The following is a 15,209-nucleotide window of genomic DNA, read 5'->3' as shown; positions in this document are numbered from 1 at the left end:
CTCGGCGCCGGGACCGCGGCGGTGAACGCCGCCCGGTTCACCAGGTCTTGCCGGCCGGCTCCCGGACCGCGTGGTTGACGCGGTTGAAGAAGTTCGTCATCGCGACGCTCAGGATGATCGCCTGGAGTTGCTTCTCGTCGAAGTGGGCGGCGGCGGCCTGCCAGATCTCGTCGGTCACCCCCGGCGCCCCGTCCTGGATCCGGGTGGCCGCCTCCGCCAGGGCGAGCGCGGCCCGCTCCGCCTCGGTGAAGAAGGGCGCCTCGCGCCAGGCGGCCACGCTGTGCAGCCGCTCGTCGGTCTCGCCGCGCCGCTTCGCCGACGCGACGCCCCCGTACACGCAGGGGCTGCAGCCGTTGATCTGGCTGGCGCGCAGGTGGACCAGCTCCAGCACGAGCGGGTCCACGCCGCCGGCGTGCATCGCCTTGGTGAGGAGCTGTACGGCGGCGACCACGTCGGCGTTCGCCGGGCTCTTGATCCGTGCTTCCATGGGTGTTGTTCCTTCGTCGGTTACCTGTGCCCCTCCGGGCCCGTCATGACCAATGACGGAGCAATCGCGAGGAAGGTAACGACATGTCACAGACCGGGCCGGACACCCTGGTGGCCGAGGCGTTCGAGGCGCAGCGCGACCGGCTGCGCGCGGTCGCCCACCGCATGCTCGGCTCGTACGCCGACGCCGAGGACGTGGTCCAGGAGGCCTGGTTGCGGCTGTCGCGCCAGGACGCGGCCACCATCCACAACCTGGCCGGCTGGCTGACCACGGTGGTCGGCCGGATCAGCCTCGACGTGCTGCGATCGCGCCAGGCCCGCCCCGAGGCGTCCTACGACCACCGGCTGCCCGACCTGGTGGTGACGGCCGACGACGGTCCCGAGCCCGAGGAGCGGGCGGCGCTGGCCGACTCGGTCGGGCTCGCGCTGCTGGTCGTCCTGGAGTCGCTCGGGCCGGGGGAGCGGCTGGCGTTCGTGCTGCACGACCTGTTCGGGGTGCCGTTCACCGAGATCGGCCAGATCCTCGGTAAGTCCGCCGACGCCGCCAAGATGCTCGCCAGCCGCGCCCGCAAGAAGGTGCGCGCGACCGAGCGGCCGGCGGGCGGCTCGCGCGAGCGGCGGGAGGTGGTCCAGGCGTTCCTGGCGGCGGCCCACGGCGGCGACTTCGAGGGGCTGCTGCGCGTGCTCGACCCCGAGGTGCGGCTGACCGTCGACACCCCCGGCGGCGCCTTCGTCGTGCTCGGCGCCACCGAGGTCGCCGCCGGCGCGCGGATCTCGGGCGGCGGCGCCGTACGGGCGCGGCCGGTGCTCGTCAACGGCCTGCCCGGGATCGTGTCGTGGAGCGAGGACGGGGTCCCGCTCTCGGTCGTCGCGTTCACCGTCGTGGACGACCGGATCGCCGGCATCACGGTCCTGGCCGACCCCGCCAGGCTGGCCGCGATGGACCTGCCTGCCCCGGTGTGAGCCGCCGTGTGTTCAGTGGGTGCAGAGGGCCGTGACGGTGACGTCGTAGATGTACCAGACGCTGCCGGGCGCGGCCCACACCAGGGCCGAGGTCGTGGTCCAGCCGGTGCACGAGACGCCGGCGGCGAGGATCGCCGCGCGCGCCTCGGCCGCGCCGGCCTGCTTGGCGGCGTACGGGGTGACCCCGCCGGCCTGCCGGGTCTCGGTGCGCTGCACCGTGAACTCCGCGACCTGGGCCTGAACGGTACGCGGGCCCTGCGCGGCGCCGGTGGCCGCTGCGGCGGCGGGGGCCGTCGCGGCCATGACGGCGCCCAGCAGGACGGCCAGAGCGGGGACGGCACGGTGGAGAGCGGCCATGAGATCTCCTTCGGGAGAGGGGGAGGCCGTCACCATAGGACCGGCCCCCGCGACCGCACCAGCGCCCCGCCCCGGCGACCCTCGTCCGGGCACGTCACCCGGTGAAACTTTCACCCCGGCACGCCACGCCGTCCGCCACGCCGTCCGCCACGCCGTCCGGCGCGTCACCTGAACGTCGAGTTCTTCGGGGCCGGGTCGTCGGTCCAGCCCAGCCGCTTGATCACATACGCTGAGGACCCGTCACCCTCCTGTATGGCGAGCAGTTGCCCGCTGTCTCGATCGATGATGATCTGCTGACGGGCGGGCGCCTCGCCGTAGGTCAGCGCGACCCCGGTACGGCCGTCGAGGTCGGTGACGCCGTTCTCCACGCGCACCCCCGGCAGGCCGGCGAGCACCCGGTAGAGCGCGGCCCTGGTGGCAGGGGTGGTCTCGGCGTCGAGAAGGAGCCATGCGCTCGCCCCCCACAGCCACGCCTCCGGGGCCCGCTTGTCCTTGGCCCGCAGGATCTCGGCCTTGAGCGCCTCGGGTTCGGTGGGCAGTTCCGTCACGGGCTTGAGCGTCATCTTCAGAGGGGTGAAGTAGGTCTTTCCCGACAGGCAGCCGTCGCACAGGCCGGGCGAGCCCGCGTCCTTCCACGCCTGTTCGTCAGCGGGCGTGAGCGGTTTGGCGAAGGCGGGTCCGCGCTGGTGCCGATAACCGACCTTCCGATCCCGGCTCGCCCACAGCACGTCCCTGACCCGCTGCTCCACGGTGTAGGTCGCGGTTTTCACCCGCGCCACCTGCACCATCTCCCGCCGCCACCACGCCCCGCTGCCCGGGGGCCGGGCGGCCAGCCGGTCGGCCGCCGCGGCGAGCACCGCGTCCGCCTGCGGCACCGCGGCCGTCTGGACGGCCGTCCCCCCCAGGAGGGGCACTGCCACGAAGCCCCCGGCTACCACCGCGCTGACCGCCACCGCCGCGAGCATCGCCTTGGGCCAGAGCGGCCGGTGCCGCCGCCGGGCGGCGCCCAGCACCCGGTTCCGGGCGGCCATCACCGTGGCGTGGCCGGCGGGCGGCGCCTGCGGCATCACCTCGTCGATGAGCTGGAACTCCTTCATCACACCTCAACTCCCAACGCGTCACGAAGCTTGGTCCTGGCCCGGCTGAGCCGGGAGGCGACGGTGCCGTAGGCGATGCCGAGCGCCGCCGCCACCTCGTCGTAGGTCAGCTCTCCGTAGGCGACGAGCAGCACCACGTCGCGCTCACCGCGCGACAGCCCGGCCAGCGCGGCCGAGAGCCGCTGCACGGTCACCCGCGCCGACAGCCGGTCCACCACCCGCTGCTCGTGGCCGTCCTCGCCGACCGGCGGGCCCGACCTGGCCAGTGCCCGGTACCGCCGCAGCTCGGCGCGCCGGTGCCGGCCGATGAGCTTGGTGGCGACGCCGTACAGCCAGGGTCTGATGCCGCCCCTGGCGGCGTCGAAGCCGTCGCGCCGGCGGAAGGCGATCAGGAAGGTCTCGGCGGCGAGGTCCTCGGCGACGTCGAGGTCGAGGCGGCGGCCGATGTAACGGCGGATCTCCTCGTAGTGGGCGTCGAAGAGGGCGGAGAATCGCTCGGGATCGGCGACCTCTCGGTCGAGGAACGTGGTCATGCATGGGTCTCTCTCGCCGGGGACTGCGGACACTGGTGACTGCCCGGTCGCCGCCGACCCTTCCATGCGAGTTTCACCGCCGCCCGCCGGGGTCCCGGCCGACGCGCGTACGCACCTGCGCACCGCCCACGACTCCTTCACCGCGCTCGGCATGCGGGCGTTCGCCGACCGGGCCGACCACGAGCTGCTGGCCACCGGCGAGACCGTGCGCAAGCCGGCCGCCGGCACGCCCGACCAGGGCCACGACCGTCCGTGAGACCGAAGCGCCGCACGTGCGCCGCCGGGGCCCACGGCCCGGGCTTCTTCGCGTGCCCGCCCTGATCGGTCAGCGGCGCACCCGATAGCGCAGGTGAAGCACCCGGTCGCCCTGAATCACCACGTCAGGGTCCTCCAGCAGGTGCTGGGCGCGGACCGAGCCGAAGTAGCGCCTGCCGGACCCGAACACGACGGGCACGACGTCCATGCGCACCTCGTCGACCAGGCCCGCGGCGAGCACCTGGCCGCCGACGTCGCCGGCGGCGACCTCGACCATGCGCTCACCCGCGAGCTCCTGCGCCCTGGCCACGGCCGCCTCGACGCCGCCGGCGAAGTGGAACGGCGCCGCGGGGTCCCACCCCTCGGGCATCGGCCGGTGCGTCACGACGACCACGTGGTCGATCCCGCCCGGCGGCTTCCCGTCCCAGCCGTCCGTCAGGTCGAAGACGCGGCGGCCGACGATCGTGACGCCGATCCGGTCCCAGTACGCCCGGGTGTGGTCGTAGGACGCCTGCGACACCTTCAGCTCGCCGCTCTCGTCCAGCGGGACGTCGCCGCCGGTCAGCCAGTCGAACAGGGGTCCGGGCCGGTCATTCTCGTCCGCGATGAAGCCGTCCACCGACACCGAGCTGTACATGGCCACCTTGCCCACGGGGCTCTCCTCTGCTTGGGGGTGCCCTCAAATTAGCGGGTCGTGAGCTGTCGCTCTTGTAAGAAATCAATCGGCCGGCAGCGACCAGCCGTCCAGCACGTGGCCGGGGTGCTCGCGCAGGAACCGCCGCCGGACCTCGACGTACCGGGTCGGCGTGAGCCCGGTGAACGCCCGGAACTCGTGGCCGAAGTGGGCCTGGTCGAAGTAGCCCGCGCCACCGGCGAGCGCGCCCCAGTCGATCGGTCCGGCGGGGTCGATCGCGAACACGGTGGCGGTGAAGCGGTGGGTGCGGGCCAGCCGCTTCGGCGTGACGCCGATGAGCTCCTTGAACCGCCGTGCCAGATGAGTGCTGCTGACACCGGCCGCCACGCTCAGGTCGCCGATCGCCACCGCCCCGCCGGCCGCCGCGATGACGCCGCTCGTATGGCGGACCAGCCCCAGGCCGGCGGTCTCGCACAGCCGTCGCAGCAACTCCTCCTCCAGCAGCGTCAGCATCTCGTGCGGTCCGCCCGCCGTGGCCAGCCGGTCGCGCAGCTCGGCGATGGCGGGCCGGCCCCAGACCTGCTCCATCGTCACCGGCCGGTCACACAGCTCGGCCGCGGGCATCGGCAGGAACGGCGCCGGCCCCCACGGCTTGAAGTGCACGCCGACGGACCGGGTCTCCGGCGGATAGCCGAACTCGAAGGCGCGGGTGGGCATGGTGACCACGCAGCCGTCGGCGTACGCGGCCGTCGCGGTCTCGGTGCCGGCGCGGATGCGGAACGGCGGCCCGAGGTTGACGATGAGCAGCGCCGACGGCATCGGCGGCAGCGTCAGCCGGGCGTACGGCGGCGCGCCCTCCAGGTAGTAGAGGTCGTCGATCAGCCTGTCCAGCGGCGGTCGCGGCACTCTGGACACGTACTTCACGCCTGCAGTATCGCCGACGCCGCCATCGCCGCGGCCCGGCAGCCGGGCCACCTGGGCTCCTCGCTGTCGGCGCGCGTGCGTCGGGGAGGTTGAGGTGGCGTTTCTGGATTGTTACCCGAAACAACAAATCGGCTCCCTCACCCCCCTTCCCATGGGCTCGATACCGGAATACGTTGCCGCAAACAACATTCATCCGGGCCCCTCCGGAAGAAAGGACCCTGCATTATGCGCAAGGGGATCCTCAGCCTGACCGCCACGGCAGCCGCGCTCGCCCTCGGTCTCACCGCCTGCGGGGGCGAGAGCGGTCAGACCACGACGTCGACCTCGTCCGCCTCGGCCACGCAAGCCGCCAAGGCCGGCAAGATCGGCGTCATCCTGCCGGACAGCAAGTCCTCCGCCCGGTGGGAGACGGCCGACCGCAAGTACCTTGAAGAGGCTTTCAAGGCCGCCGGCGTCCAGTACGACATTCAGAACGCCCAGAACGACAAGACGGCGTTCCAGACCATTGCCGATCAGATGATCACTAACGGCGCCACCGTCCTGATGATCGTGAACCTGGACAGCGGCACCGGCAAGACGGTCATCGAGAAGGCCAAGTCGCAGGGCGTGGCCACCATCGACTACGACCGGCTGACGCTCGGCGGCGGCGCCGCCTACTACGTCAGCTTCGACAACACCAAGGTCGGCACGCTCCAGGGCGAGGGCCTGAGCAAGTGCCTGGCCGACAAGAAGGTGGAGAAGCCGATCGTCGCGTACCTGAACGGCTCGCCGACCGACAACAACGCCACCCTGTTCAAGAACGGGTACGACGGGGTGCTCAAGCCGAAGTTCGACTCCGGCGAGTACGTCAAGGGCCCCGACCAGGCCGTGCCCGACTGGGACAACACCCAGGCCGGCACCATCTTCGAGCAGATGCTCACCGAGCAGCCGAAGATCGCCGGCGTGCTGGCCGCCAACGACGGCCTCGGCAACGCCGCCATCACCGTGCTGAAGAAGAACAACCTCAACGGCAAGGTGCCCGTCACCGGCCAGGACGCCACCGTCCAGGGCCTGCAGAACATCCTCGCGGGCGACCAGTGCATGACCGTCTACAAGGCGGTCAAGAAGGAGGCCGAAGCCGCGGCCAAGCTCGCGGTCGCGCTGGCCAAGGGCGAGAAGCCGACGGCCGGCGGCAGCGTCAAGGACCCCGAGACGGGCCAGGACGTGCCGTCGGAGCTGCTGGAGCCGCAGGCCATCTACCTGGAGAACGTCAAGGACGTGGTGGCCGACGGTTACGTCACCAAGGAGGACCTGTGCACGGGCGACTTCGCCGCCAAGTGCACCGAGGCAGGAATTCAATAACACCGCAAGGGGTACGGCCCGCCGCCACGAGCGGGGGCCGTGCCCCCGGTTTAGGGAGCCATATGACCCCCCTCCTTGAAGTGCGCGGGATCGACAAGAGCTTCGGTCCGGTGAAGGTCCTGCACGACGTCGGGTTCTCCGCCTACGCCGGCCAGGTCACGGCGCTCGTCGGCGACAACGGCGCCGGCAAGTCCACCCTGGTCAAGTGCATCGGCGGCATCTACCCGATCGACTCGGGCCAGGTGCTCTTCGACGGCGAAGAGGTCCAGGTGCACAGCCCCCGCGACGCGGGCGAGCTGGGCATCGAGATCGTCTACCAGGACCTCGCCCTGTGCGACAACCTCGACATCGTCCAGAACATGTTCCTCGGCAGGGAGCGCAAGCACGGCCTCCTGCTCGACGAGGACAGCATGGAGGAGCTGGCCGAGAAGACGCTCAGCGGGCTGTCCGTGCGCACGGTCAAGTCCATCAGGCAGCAGGTCTCCAGCCTGTCCGGCGGGCAGCGGCAGACCGTGGCCATCGCCAAGGCCGTGCTGTGGAACAGCAAGGTCGTCATCCTCGACGAGCCCACCGCGGCGCTGGGCGTGGCCCAGACCGCGCAGGTGCTGGAGCTGGTGCGCAGGCTCGCCGACACCGGCCTGGCCGTGGTGCTCATCTCGCACAACATGAACGACGTGTTCGCCGTCTCCGACCGGATCGCGGCGCTCTACCTCGGCAGGATGGCCGCCCAGGTCGCGACCGCCGACGTGACGCACGCGCAGGTGGTCGAGCTGATCACTTCCGGCCGCAGCGGCGAACTGGGCCTCAAGAACGGGGTCACCCCATGAACAAGGTCAAGGAACTCCCCGGCGAGGCCATCGTCGCCGCGGCGCAGACCCCCTCGATCAAGAACAGCTTCCTCGCGTACGCGCAGCGCGTGCGCGGCGGTGACATGGGCGCGCTGCCCGCGGTGCTCGGCCTGGTCGTGCTCTGCGCGGTCTTCGCCGCCGCGCGGCCCTCCTTCGTCACCGCGATCAACTTCGCCAACCTCTTCACCCAGGGCGCCGCCATCACGCTCATCGCCATGGGCCTGGTGTTCGTGCTGCTGCTGGGCGAGATCGACCTGTCGGCCGGCTTCGCCAGCGGCGTCTGCGCGGCGGTCCTCGCCGTCACGCTGACCAGCGCCGGACTGCCCTGGTACGTCTGCATGGCGGCCGCCGTCCTCACCGGCGTGATCATCGGCACCGTGCTGGGCACGCTGGTCGCCAAGGTCGGCATACCGTCGTTCGTGGTCACGCTGGCCGCCTTCCTCGCCTTCCAGGGCCTGGTCCTGGTGCTGGTGGACGAGGGCACCAACATCTCCATCCGCGACGAGGTGGTCGTCGCCATCGCCAACCGGAACCTGCCGCCCTGGCTCGGCTGGGCCCTGTACGCCGTCTGCGTGGCGGTCTTCGCGGCGGTGCAGCTCAGGCGGGCCAGGTCGCGGAGCAGGCGCGGGCTGGTGGCCGACCCCATGTCGCTGATCGCCTTCCGCGTCGGCATGCTGGCGCTCTTCGCCGGGCTCGCGGTCGCCGCGCTCAACCTGGAGCGCAGCCGCAACCCCGCGCTGGTCTCGCTCACCGGCGTGCCGATCGTGGTGCCGGTCATCCTGGCGCTGCTGGTCGTGTGGACGCTGGTGCTGCGGCGCACCGGGTTCGGGCGGCACCTGTACGCGGTCGGCGGCAACACCGAGGCCGCCCGGCGGGCCGGCATCCCGGTCGACCGGATCAAGATCTACGCGTTCGTGATCTGCTCCTCGATGGCCGCCGTCGGCGGCATCGTGGCCGCGTCGCGGGCCAGCTCGGTGGACCCGAACACGGGCGGCTCCTCCGTCCTGCTGTACGCGGTCGGCGCCGCGGTCATCGGCGGCACGAGCCTGTTCGGCGGCAAGGGCCGGGTGCTCGACGCCGTGCTCGGCGGCGCCGTGGTGGCCGTGATCGAGAACGGCATGGGTCTGATGGGGTACGGGGCCAGCGTGAAATACCTGGTCACCGGTTCCGTCCTGTTGCTCGCCGCGGGTGTCGACGCCCTGGCGCGCAAGAGGGCGGCTGCCGCTGGTCTAAGGTGATCAGCGACTCGCAGCCCCTGAAGGAACCCCAGACGATGCGTGCCGGCCCCTCTCAAGAGGACATCAGGCGCCACAATCTCGGCGCGCTGCTCCGTCATGTCCACCTGGGCGGGCCGATCTCGCGCGCCGAGCTGACCGCGAAGATGGGGCTCAACCGCAGCACGATCATGGCGCTGACCTCCGACCTCACCGCCGCCGGGCTGGTGCGCGAGGAGCTGCCCCGCGAGACGGGCCGCGCCGGGCGGCCCTCGCTCGTGGTGCGCCCCGAGTCGGCGCGGGTCTACGTCTTCGCCTTCGACGTGGGCCCCGACCGGCTGGCCGTCGCCCGCGTCGGGCTCGGCGGGGTGATCCTCGACCGCCGGGAGACCGTGCGCGACCGCGACCGGTTCGACCTGGACGAGGTGGCGGGGCTGCTGGCCGGGTTCGCCCGGCAGATGCGCCGCAAGACCCGGGCCGACACGGTCTGCGTCGGCGCGGCGGCGGCCGTGTCGGGCGGCGTGCGCAAGGGCGACGGCGTGGTCCGGTTCGGGCCCAACCTGAAGGCCGAGGAGGTGCCGTTCGGCGAGGAGCTGGGCCGCCGGCTGGGCCTGGGCCTGCCGGTCAGCGTGGGCAACGACGCCAACCTGGCGGCGCTGGCCGAGCACAGCCGGGGGGTCGGGGCCGCCGTACGCGACCTCATCTACCTGCACGGCGACGTCGGCATCGGCGGCGGCATCATCGCCGGCGGCCACCTGCTCGGCGGCCACGAGGGCTACGGCGGCGAGGTCGGCCACATGGTCGTCAACCCGGGAGGCCGCGCCTGCGGGTGCGGCTCCCACGGGTGCCTGGAGGCGGAGGTGGGGGAGCGGGCCCTGCTGGAGTCGGCCGGCCGGGTCTCCTCGGGCCGCCACGGCCGCGACGCGGTGCGCACGGTGGTGGACGCGGCCGACCGCGGGGACATCGTGGCCCAGGAGGGGCTCAGCCGGGTGGGCGACTGGCTGGGGCTGGGCGTGGCCAACCTGGTCAACATCTTCAACCCGGAAATGGTGATCTTCGGGGGGATCCTGCGGGAGATCTACCTCGGCTCGGCGGCGCAGGTGCGCTCGCAGCTCACCCTGCACGCCATGGCGCCGCAGCGGGAGCGGCTGCGGCTGCGCACCTCGGCGCTGGGGGACTCCGCGACCCTGGTGGGCGCGGCCGAGCTCGCCTTCGCCCACGTCCTGGCCGACCCGCTGGAGGTCCTGGCCCGCGCCAACGCCTGACCGCCTGCGGGGCGGGTCAATCGATCTTGTTCTTGGCGGCCGTCCACGTGTTGCAGAACCCCGTGGCGCCGCCCCGGTATCCCCGGTCCTGCCAGAAGGCCAGGTTGCGCGGCTTGCCGTGGATGTCGCTCTCCTCGGCCCCCCGCACCGCCGAGATCCAGTCCGCCCACGAGATGCCGGGCCTGATGGACTTGAGCGTGGCGCTGTAGAACACCCCGGCGAAGCACTCGGCCTGCATCTCCAGCCGATGGCTGAGCAGCCGCCGCGCCCCTTCCGGGGCCGGCTCGTACAGGGCGGCCTGCGCGTCCAGCACGCCGGTGAGCTGCTGCACGTGGTGCCCCCACTCGTGGGCCACGGAGTGGGCGATGTTCATCCTGAACGGGTCGCGCAGGTCGTGCTTCATGATGCGGATGACGATCGTGCGCTGGTCGGGACAGTACTGCGCGCCGCTGCCGGCGATCGCCCCGCAGACCGAGTCGTCCCCCGTGGTGATCGCGACCTCGGGCGGGCTGTACGGCAGGCCGGCCGCGGCGAACCTGGCCGACCAGAACCGGTCGGCGCACTCGGCCATCGCCCGGTGGAACGACCTGAGCGAGCCCGTGCTCCCCGCCCGGATGGCCGGGATCGCGCAGCGCTGCGGGACCACGTCCCCGCCCATCACGCCCATGAGGCCGGAGCGTGCCCGGTGATCGGCCGCGCTCGCGGGCGCCGGCAGCAGGAGACCCGCGACCAGGCACACGGCCGGCGCCATGAGGGGAGTGCGCACGAACGCGGATCTTAGAGCCTTTAGGAGGATTTACGCCTTATGGCAGCCTCAACGGGCCCGTCAGGTGACATTTCGTGGCTTGGCGGCCCAGGTGTTGCACGACCCCGGCGTGCCGCGCTTGAAGCCGCGCGTCATCCACGCGGCCTGCGTCGGCCCCTTGCCGTGGTCGTTCTGCGGCCACCCCTTGGCGCCGTTCTTCCTGAACCAGTCCACCGTGTACGCCCAGTCGGACGCGGTGACCAGCTCCGTGTCCTTCATCGTGCTCATGAAGACCGCGGAGAAGCACTCCGCCTGCAGCTCGGAGTTGCGCGACAGCTGCAGCCGCCCCGCCTTGCCCGAGGCCGAGCGCGCGATCCAGTAGTAGCGCCAGATCCCGGAGACCTGCTGCACGTGGTGGCCGTACTCGTGCGCGACCAGCCGGGTGACGCCCAGCGGAAAGGGGTTGCGCAGCTGCTCCTTGCTGATCATCAGGTACATGGTGCGGTCGGTGGAGCAGTAGACGCCGTCCGCCCCGGTGTTCCAGGCTCCGCAGGGCGTCTTGACCTTGCTGGTGATGATGCGCAGCCGCGGCTTGGTGAAGGGCAGCTTCGCCTTGCGGAACTGCGCCGCCCACGCCTTGTTCAGGCAGGCGGTCACGCGGGTCAGGAAGCGCCGGTAGGCCGCCATGCTGCCCGGGGGCAGGGGGCCGGGCGAGCAGTTCACGTCGGTGAGCCTGCCGGTCCTGTAGAGCGGGTTGAGCGTCGCCAGGGCCCTGGTCGCGGCGTCGGCCACCCGCTCGCGCCCTGCCCCCGCGGCCGAGGGCGGCGCGGCGAGCTGTTGTCCCCCGGTGACGCCGCTCGTCGAGGTCGTGGCCACGTCCGCGAGCACGAGCACGAGCGCGGCCGCCGCCAGGGCGAGCGCCAGCGTGGCGGCGACAAGTGTCACGAGACGGCTTTTGGGGACGGAGTTCATAGGTATCGAAAGACTAGGTCAAGATCGGACATATGTGGGTGGAATTGACTCGATGGAGTCAGTGAGGCGTCCGCGAACTAGACTCTGGGGAATCGGCGCAAAAGAGCAGAGGGGAGTCGGATCCGTGAGCGGGTTGCTGGGCTCGATCAAGGGACCGCAGGACGTCAAACGGCTCACTGTCGAGGAGTTGCCGCAGCTCGCCGGAGAGATCCGTGATGTGCTGGTCGACTCGTGCGCCAGGTTCGGCGGCCACCTCGGCCCCAACCTCGGTGTGGTGGAGCTCACGATCGCCGTTCACCGGGTCTTCGACTCGCCGGACGACCCCGTCATCTGGGACACCGGCCATCAGGCGTACGTGCACAAGCTCCTCACCGGCAGGGCGGCCGGCTTCGAGGCGCTCAAGCAGGAGGGCGGCCTGTCGGGCTACCCGAGCCAGGCCGAGTCCGAGCACGACTTCGTGGAGAACTCCCACGCCTCGACCGCGCTGTCCTACGCCGACGGCCTGGCCAAGGCGTTCAAGCTGCGCCGCGAGAGCGACCGCACGGTCGTCGCGATCATCGGCGACGGCGCGCTGACCGGCGGCATGGCCTGGGAGGCGCTCAACAACATCGCCGCGATCAAGGACCTGCCGGTCGTGATCGTGGTCAACGACAACGGCCGCTCCTACTCGCCCACGATCGGCGGCCTGGCCTCCCACCTGTCCTCCCTGCGGGTCAACCGCCGCTACGAGGACATGCTCGACTTCGTCAAGGACAAGATCGGGAACGTTCCCGTCCTCTACGACGCCCTCCACGGCTTCAAGAAGGGCGTCAAGGACGTGCTGGCGCCGCAGGTGATGTTCGAGGACCTCGGGCTCAAATACGTCGGCCCCATCGACGGCCACGACGAGCAGGCCATGGAGGCCGCGCTGCGCCAGGCCCGCGACTTCCGCGGCCCGGTCATCGTGCACGCCCTCACCCAGAAGGGCCGCGGCTACAGCCCCGCCGAGAACCACGACGAGGACCAGTTCCACTCGCCCGGCGCCTTCGACCGGGCCACCGGCGCGGAGAAGCCCAAGGGCCGCATCTGGACCAACGTCTTCAGCGAAGAGCTGGTCAGGCTCGGCAAGGAGCGCGACGACCTGGTGGCCATCACCGCCGCCATGCTCCACCCGACCGGCCTCAACGCCTTCGCCGAGGAATACCCCGAGCGCATCTACGACGTCGGCATCGCCGAGCAGCACGCGCTGACCAGCGCCGCCGGGCTCGCGCTGGGCGGCATGCACCCGGTGGTGGCCGTCTACGCCACCTTCCTCAACCGCGCCTTCGACCAGCTCCTCATGGACGTCGCCCTGCACCGCCTGCCGGTCACGGTGGTGCTCGACCGGGCCGGCGTCACCGGCGACGACGGCGCCAGCCACAACGGCATGTGGGACCTGTCGATCCTCCAGGTCGTGCCCGGGCTGCGCATCGCGGTGCCGCGCGACGGCGACCGCCTCACCGAGCTGCTGCGCGAGGCGGTCGACGTCAGCGACGGCCCCACGGTGCTGCGCTTCCCCAAGGGCCCCGTCGCCGAGCCGATCGAGCCGGTGGGCAAGCTGGGCGAGATGGACGTGCTGCGGGCCGCCGAGGGAGAGCCCGGCGTGCTGCTGGTGGGCGTGGGCCCGATGGCCCAGGTCTGCATGGACGCCGCCGTGCTGCTCGACGCCCAGGGCATCTCGGCCACCGTGGTCGACCCCCGCTGGGTCAAGCCGCTCGACGAGGCGCTCGTGATGGCCGCCGGCGCGCACAAGCTGGTCGCGGTCGTCGAGGACAACGGGCGCGTCGGGGCCGTCGGCGACGCCGTGGCCCGCCTGCTGCGCGACGCCGACGTCGACGTGCCCGTACGCACCTTCGGCATCCCGCAGCGCTTCCTCGACCACGCCAAGCGGGCCGCCATCCTCGGCCGCATCGGCCTGACCGGCCAGGACCTCGCCCGCCAGATCACCGAGGCGGTCGCGAAGCGGACCTCCCACGTGGAGCCCGCCCGCCGCTGACGAGCCCGTGGACGCTGCCGAGATCGCGATCCCGCCCCGCAACCGGCATGATCACCGGGGGTGTGGGAAGGATCGCTGACCGTGGACATCTTTCGCACGAAGAGCGTCGAGCAATCGATCCGCGACACCGAGGATCCCGAGCACCAGTTGCGCAAACGCCTGACGGCCCTCGATCTCACGGTCTTCGGCATCGGTGTGATCGTCGGCACCGGGATCTTCGTGCTCACGGGGCAGGTCGCCAAGGAGATGGCGGGGCCGGCGGTCGCGGTCTCGTTCGTCGTGGCGGGCATCGTGTGCGGGCTGGCGGCGCTGTGCTACGCCGAGTTCGCCTCCACGATCCCGGTCGCGGGGTCCGCCTACACCTTCTCCTTCGCGACGCTGGGCGAGTTCCCCGCCTGGATCATCGGCTGGGACCTGTTCCTGGAGCTGGCGCTGGCCGCCGCCGTGGTGGCGGTCGGCTGGTCGGGCTACTTCGCCTCGTTGCTGTCGTCGCTCGGGATGGGCCTGCCCGCCTCGATCGCGGGCGACGACCCGGTGGTCAACGTGCCCGCCATCCTCATCGTGCTGCTGCTCACCTCGGTCCTGGTGGCCGGGATCAAGATCTCTTCGCGGGTCAACCTGATCCTGGTGATCACCAAGATCGCGGTGGTGCTGCTGGTCATCGTGGCGGGGCTGTTCTTCGTCAAGGCGGCCAACTACACGCCGTTCATCCCCGAGGCGGTGCCCACCGGGCGGGTGGAAGGGCTCAAGGCGCCGCTCATCCAGCTCGTGTTCGGCATCACGCCGGTCGCGTTCGGCGTGATCGGCATCTTCTCGGCGGCGGCGATCGTGTTCTTCGCCTTCATCGGCTTCGACATCGTGGCCACCGCGGCGGAGGAGACGATCAGGCCGCAGCACGACGTGCCGCGCGGCATCCTCGGTTCCCTGGCCGTCTGCACGATCCTGTACGTCGCCGTCTCGCTCGTCGTCGTCGGCATGCAGCGCTACAGCGAGCTGAGCACGGCCGCGCCGCTGTCGGACGCCTTCACCGCGGTCGGCCACCCCTGGCTGGCCACGATCATCAGCGTGGGCGCGCTGGCCGGCCTGACGACGGTGGTGCTGGTGCTGCTGCTGGGCCAGACCCGGGTGCTGTTCGCGATGTGCCGCGACGGGCTGCTGCCGCGCCCGCTGGCGAAGGTGGACCGGCACTACGGCACCCCGGCGCGGCTGACGGTGCTCATCGGGCTGGTCACGATGGTGCTGGCGGGGTTCGTCTCGTTCGGCGAGCTGGCCGAGCTGGTCAACATCGGCACGCTGTTCGCGTTCGTGGTGGTGTCGCTCGGGGTGATCATCCTGCGGCGTACGCGGCCCGACCTGCCCCGGGCCTTCCGCGCCCCGCTGGTGCCGCTGCTGCCGATCCTGTCGGTGCTGGCCTGCCTCTACCTGATGCTCAACCTGCCGGTGCAGACGTGGCTGCGCTTCCTGGTCTGGATGATCATCGGGGTCGTCGTCTACCTGGGCTACGGCTACTGGAACAGCAGGAACCTGTTCCCCTGGCAGCGGGCCGGCCGCTGAACGTGCG

General features: G+C 71.4%; 16 protein-coding genes. 8 read left to right on the top strand and 8 right to left on the bottom strand.

Annotated elements, in window-relative coordinates; translation table 11 throughout:
• Positions 1-37: 37 nt before the first annotated feature.
• Positions 38-487, bottom strand: coding sequence for a carboxymuconolactone decarboxylase family protein (locus tag IO39_RS00345; protein ID WP_043613992.1), 450 nt, complete (start codon positions 485-487; stop codon positions 38-40).
• An 83-nt stretch (positions 488-570) separates the two neighbouring features.
• Between IO39_RS00345 and IO39_RS00340 the strand changes: the two genes are divergently transcribed.
• The gene (locus IO39_RS00340; RefSeq protein WP_043613990.1) at positions 571-1,449 is read left to right on the top strand and encodes a sigma-70 family RNA polymerase sigma factor; all 879 of its coding nucleotides are present in this window, start codon (positions 571-573) and stop codon (positions 1,447-1,449) included.
• Between the two features lie 12 nt (positions 1,450-1,461).
• Here the strand turns inward: IO39_RS00340 and IO39_RS00335 are convergent, their stop codons facing one another.
• The 3 genes from IO39_RS00335 to IO39_RS00325 all read right to left on the bottom strand — a co-directional run bounded on the left by IO39_RS00335 (position 1,462) and on the right by IO39_RS00325 (position 3,436).
• Positions 1,462-1,806: a hypothetical protein gene (locus tag IO39_RS00335; RefSeq protein ID WP_043613988.1), complete on the bottom strand. Its 345-nt coding sequence runs from the start codon at positions 1,804-1,806 to the stop codon at positions 1,462-1,464.
• Positions 1,807-1,970: 164 nt separating this feature from the next.
• Positions 1,971-2,903, bottom strand: a complete 933-nt coding sequence (locus IO39_RS00330; RefSeq protein WP_043613984.1) for a CU044_5270 family protein — start codon at positions 2,901-2,903, stop codon at positions 1,971-1,973.
• Complete coding sequence (locus IO39_RS00325) at positions 2,903-3,436, bottom strand: RNA polymerase sigma factor (RefSeq protein WP_043613981.1); 534 nt, start codon at positions 3,434-3,436, stop codon at positions 2,903-2,905. Before IO39_RS00325 ends, IO39_RS00330 begins: the two co-directional genes overlap by 1 nt.
• Before the next feature lie 64 nt (positions 3,437-3,500).
• Here IO39_RS00325 and IO39_RS00320 point away from each other — a divergent pair, with 64 nt between their 5' ends.
• On the top strand, positions 3,501-3,692 hold the full coding sequence (locus IO39_RS00320) for a hypothetical protein (RefSeq protein WP_043613979.1): 192 nt from the start codon (positions 3,501-3,503) through the stop codon (positions 3,690-3,692).
• A gap of 69 nt (positions 3,693-3,761) precedes the next feature.
• On the opposite strand, the gene IO39_RS00315 is transcribed toward IO39_RS00320, so the two are convergent.
• Together IO39_RS00315 and IO39_RS00310 are read right to left on the bottom strand one after the other, a co-directional pair.
• Positions 3,762-4,343, bottom strand: coding sequence for a dihydrofolate reductase family protein (locus tag IO39_RS00315; protein WP_043613976.1), 582 nt, complete (start codon positions 4,341-4,343; stop codon positions 3,762-3,764).
• A gap of 66 nt (positions 4,344-4,409) precedes the next feature.
• A complete protein-coding gene (locus IO39_RS00310; RefSeq protein WP_211266847.1) occupies positions 4,410-5,249 on the bottom strand; it encodes a helix-turn-helix domain-containing protein in 840 nt (279 codons plus the stop codon).
• Positions 5,250-5,474: 225 nt separating this feature from the next.
• Here IO39_RS00310 and IO39_RS00305 point away from each other — a divergent pair, with 225 nt between their 5' ends.
• The 4 genes from IO39_RS00305 (at position 5,475) to IO39_RS00290 (ending at position 9,917) form a co-directional block, all read left to right on the top strand.
• Positions 5,475-6,590 (top strand): sugar ABC transporter substrate-binding protein, encoded by a 1,116-nt coding sequence (locus tag IO39_RS00305; RefSeq protein ID WP_043613969.1) that lies wholly within the window; start codon positions 5,475-5,477, stop codon positions 6,588-6,590.
• Positions 6,591-6,652: 62 nt separating this feature from the next.
• Complete coding sequence (locus IO39_RS00300; protein ID WP_043613966.1) at positions 6,653-7,417, top strand: ATP-binding cassette domain-containing protein; 765 nt, start codon at positions 6,653-6,655, stop codon at positions 7,415-7,417.
• On the top strand, positions 7,414-8,676 hold the full coding sequence (locus IO39_RS00295) for a sugar ABC transporter permease (RefSeq protein WP_043613963.1): 1,263 nt from the start codon (positions 7,414-7,416) through the stop codon (positions 8,674-8,676). Before IO39_RS00300 ends, IO39_RS00295 begins: the two co-directional genes overlap by 4 nt.
• Positions 8,677-8,711: 35 nt before the next feature.
• Complete coding sequence (locus IO39_RS00290; protein WP_043614658.1) at positions 8,712-9,917, top strand: ROK family transcriptional regulator; 1,206 nt, start codon at positions 8,712-8,714, stop codon at positions 9,915-9,917.
• 16 nt (positions 9,918-9,933) lie between these two features.
• Here IO39_RS00290 and IO39_RS00285 read toward each other — a convergent pair whose 3' ends face one another.
• A complete protein-coding gene (locus IO39_RS00285; protein ID WP_157547745.1) occupies positions 9,934-10,683 on the bottom strand; it encodes a neutral zinc metallopeptidase in 750 nt (249 codons plus the stop codon).
• Between the two features lie 60 nt (positions 10,684-10,743).
• Positions 10,744-11,607: a neutral zinc metallopeptidase gene (locus IO39_RS00280; RefSeq protein WP_043613958.1), complete on the bottom strand. Its 864-nt coding sequence runs from the start codon at positions 11,605-11,607 to the stop codon at positions 10,744-10,746.
• 160 nt (positions 11,608-11,767) lie between these two features.
• Here IO39_RS00280 and dxs point away from each other — a divergent pair, with 160 nt between their 5' ends.
• Positions 11,768-13,648 (top strand): 1-deoxy-D-xylulose-5-phosphate synthase, encoded by a 1,881-nt coding sequence (gene dxs, locus IO39_RS00275; RefSeq protein WP_043613955.1) that lies wholly within the window; start codon positions 11,768-11,770, stop codon positions 13,646-13,648.
• Positions 13,649-13,729: 81 nt separating this feature from the next.
• The gene (locus tag IO39_RS00270) at positions 13,730-15,202 is read left to right on the top strand and encodes an amino acid permease (RefSeq protein ID WP_043614654.1); all 1,473 of its coding nucleotides are present in this window, start codon (positions 13,730-13,732) and stop codon (positions 15,200-15,202) included.
• The last annotated feature ends 7 nt before the right edge of the window (positions 15,203-15,209 follow it).

This window comes from Nonomuraea candida (assembly GCF_000725485.1).
Classification (GTDB): Bacteria; Actinomycetota; Actinomycetes; order Streptosporangiales; family Streptosporangiaceae; genus Nonomuraea; species Nonomuraea candida.
Note: the sequence above shows the minus strand (reverse complement) of the source record. Positions and strands in the feature narration are given on the sequence as shown.

What these genes read in the sequence shown, in the direction of transcription:
- IO39_RS00345 (WP_043613992.1), bottom strand. Translation starts at nt 487, where the DNA reads ATGGAAGCACGGATCAAGAGCCCGGCGAACGCCGACGTGGTCGCCGCC.
- IO39_RS00340 (WP_043613990.1), top strand. Translation starts at nt 571, where the DNA reads ATGTCACAGACCGGGCCGGACACCCTGGTGGCCGAGGCGTTCGAGGCG.
- IO39_RS00335 (WP_043613988.1), bottom strand. Translation starts at nt 1,806, where the DNA reads ATGGCCGCTCTCCACCGTGCCGTCCCCGCTCTGGCCGTCCTGCTGGGC.
- IO39_RS00330 (WP_043613984.1), bottom strand. Translation starts at nt 2,903, where the DNA reads ATGAAGGAGTTCCAGCTCATCGACGAGGTGATGCCGCAGGCGCCGCCC.
- IO39_RS00325 (WP_043613981.1), bottom strand. Translation starts at nt 3,436, where the DNA reads ATGACCACGTTCCTCGACCGAGAGGTCGCCGATCCCGAGCGATTCTCC.
- IO39_RS00320 (WP_043613979.1), top strand. Translation starts at nt 3,501, where the DNA reads ATGCGAGTTTCACCGCCGCCCGCCGGGGTCCCGGCCGACGCGCGTACG.
- IO39_RS00305 (WP_043613969.1), top strand. Translation starts at nt 5,475, where the DNA reads ATGCGCAAGGGGATCCTCAGCCTGACCGCCACGGCAGCCGCGCTCGCC.
- IO39_RS00300 (WP_043613966.1), top strand. Translation starts at nt 6,653, where the DNA reads ATGACCCCCCTCCTTGAAGTGCGCGGGATCGACAAGAGCTTCGGTCCG.
- IO39_RS00295 (WP_043613963.1), top strand. Translation starts at nt 7,414, where the DNA reads ATGAACAAGGTCAAGGAACTCCCCGGCGAGGCCATCGTCGCCGCGGCG.
- IO39_RS00290 (WP_043614658.1), top strand. Translation starts at nt 8,712, where the DNA reads ATGCGTGCCGGCCCCTCTCAAGAGGACATCAGGCGCCACAATCTCGGC.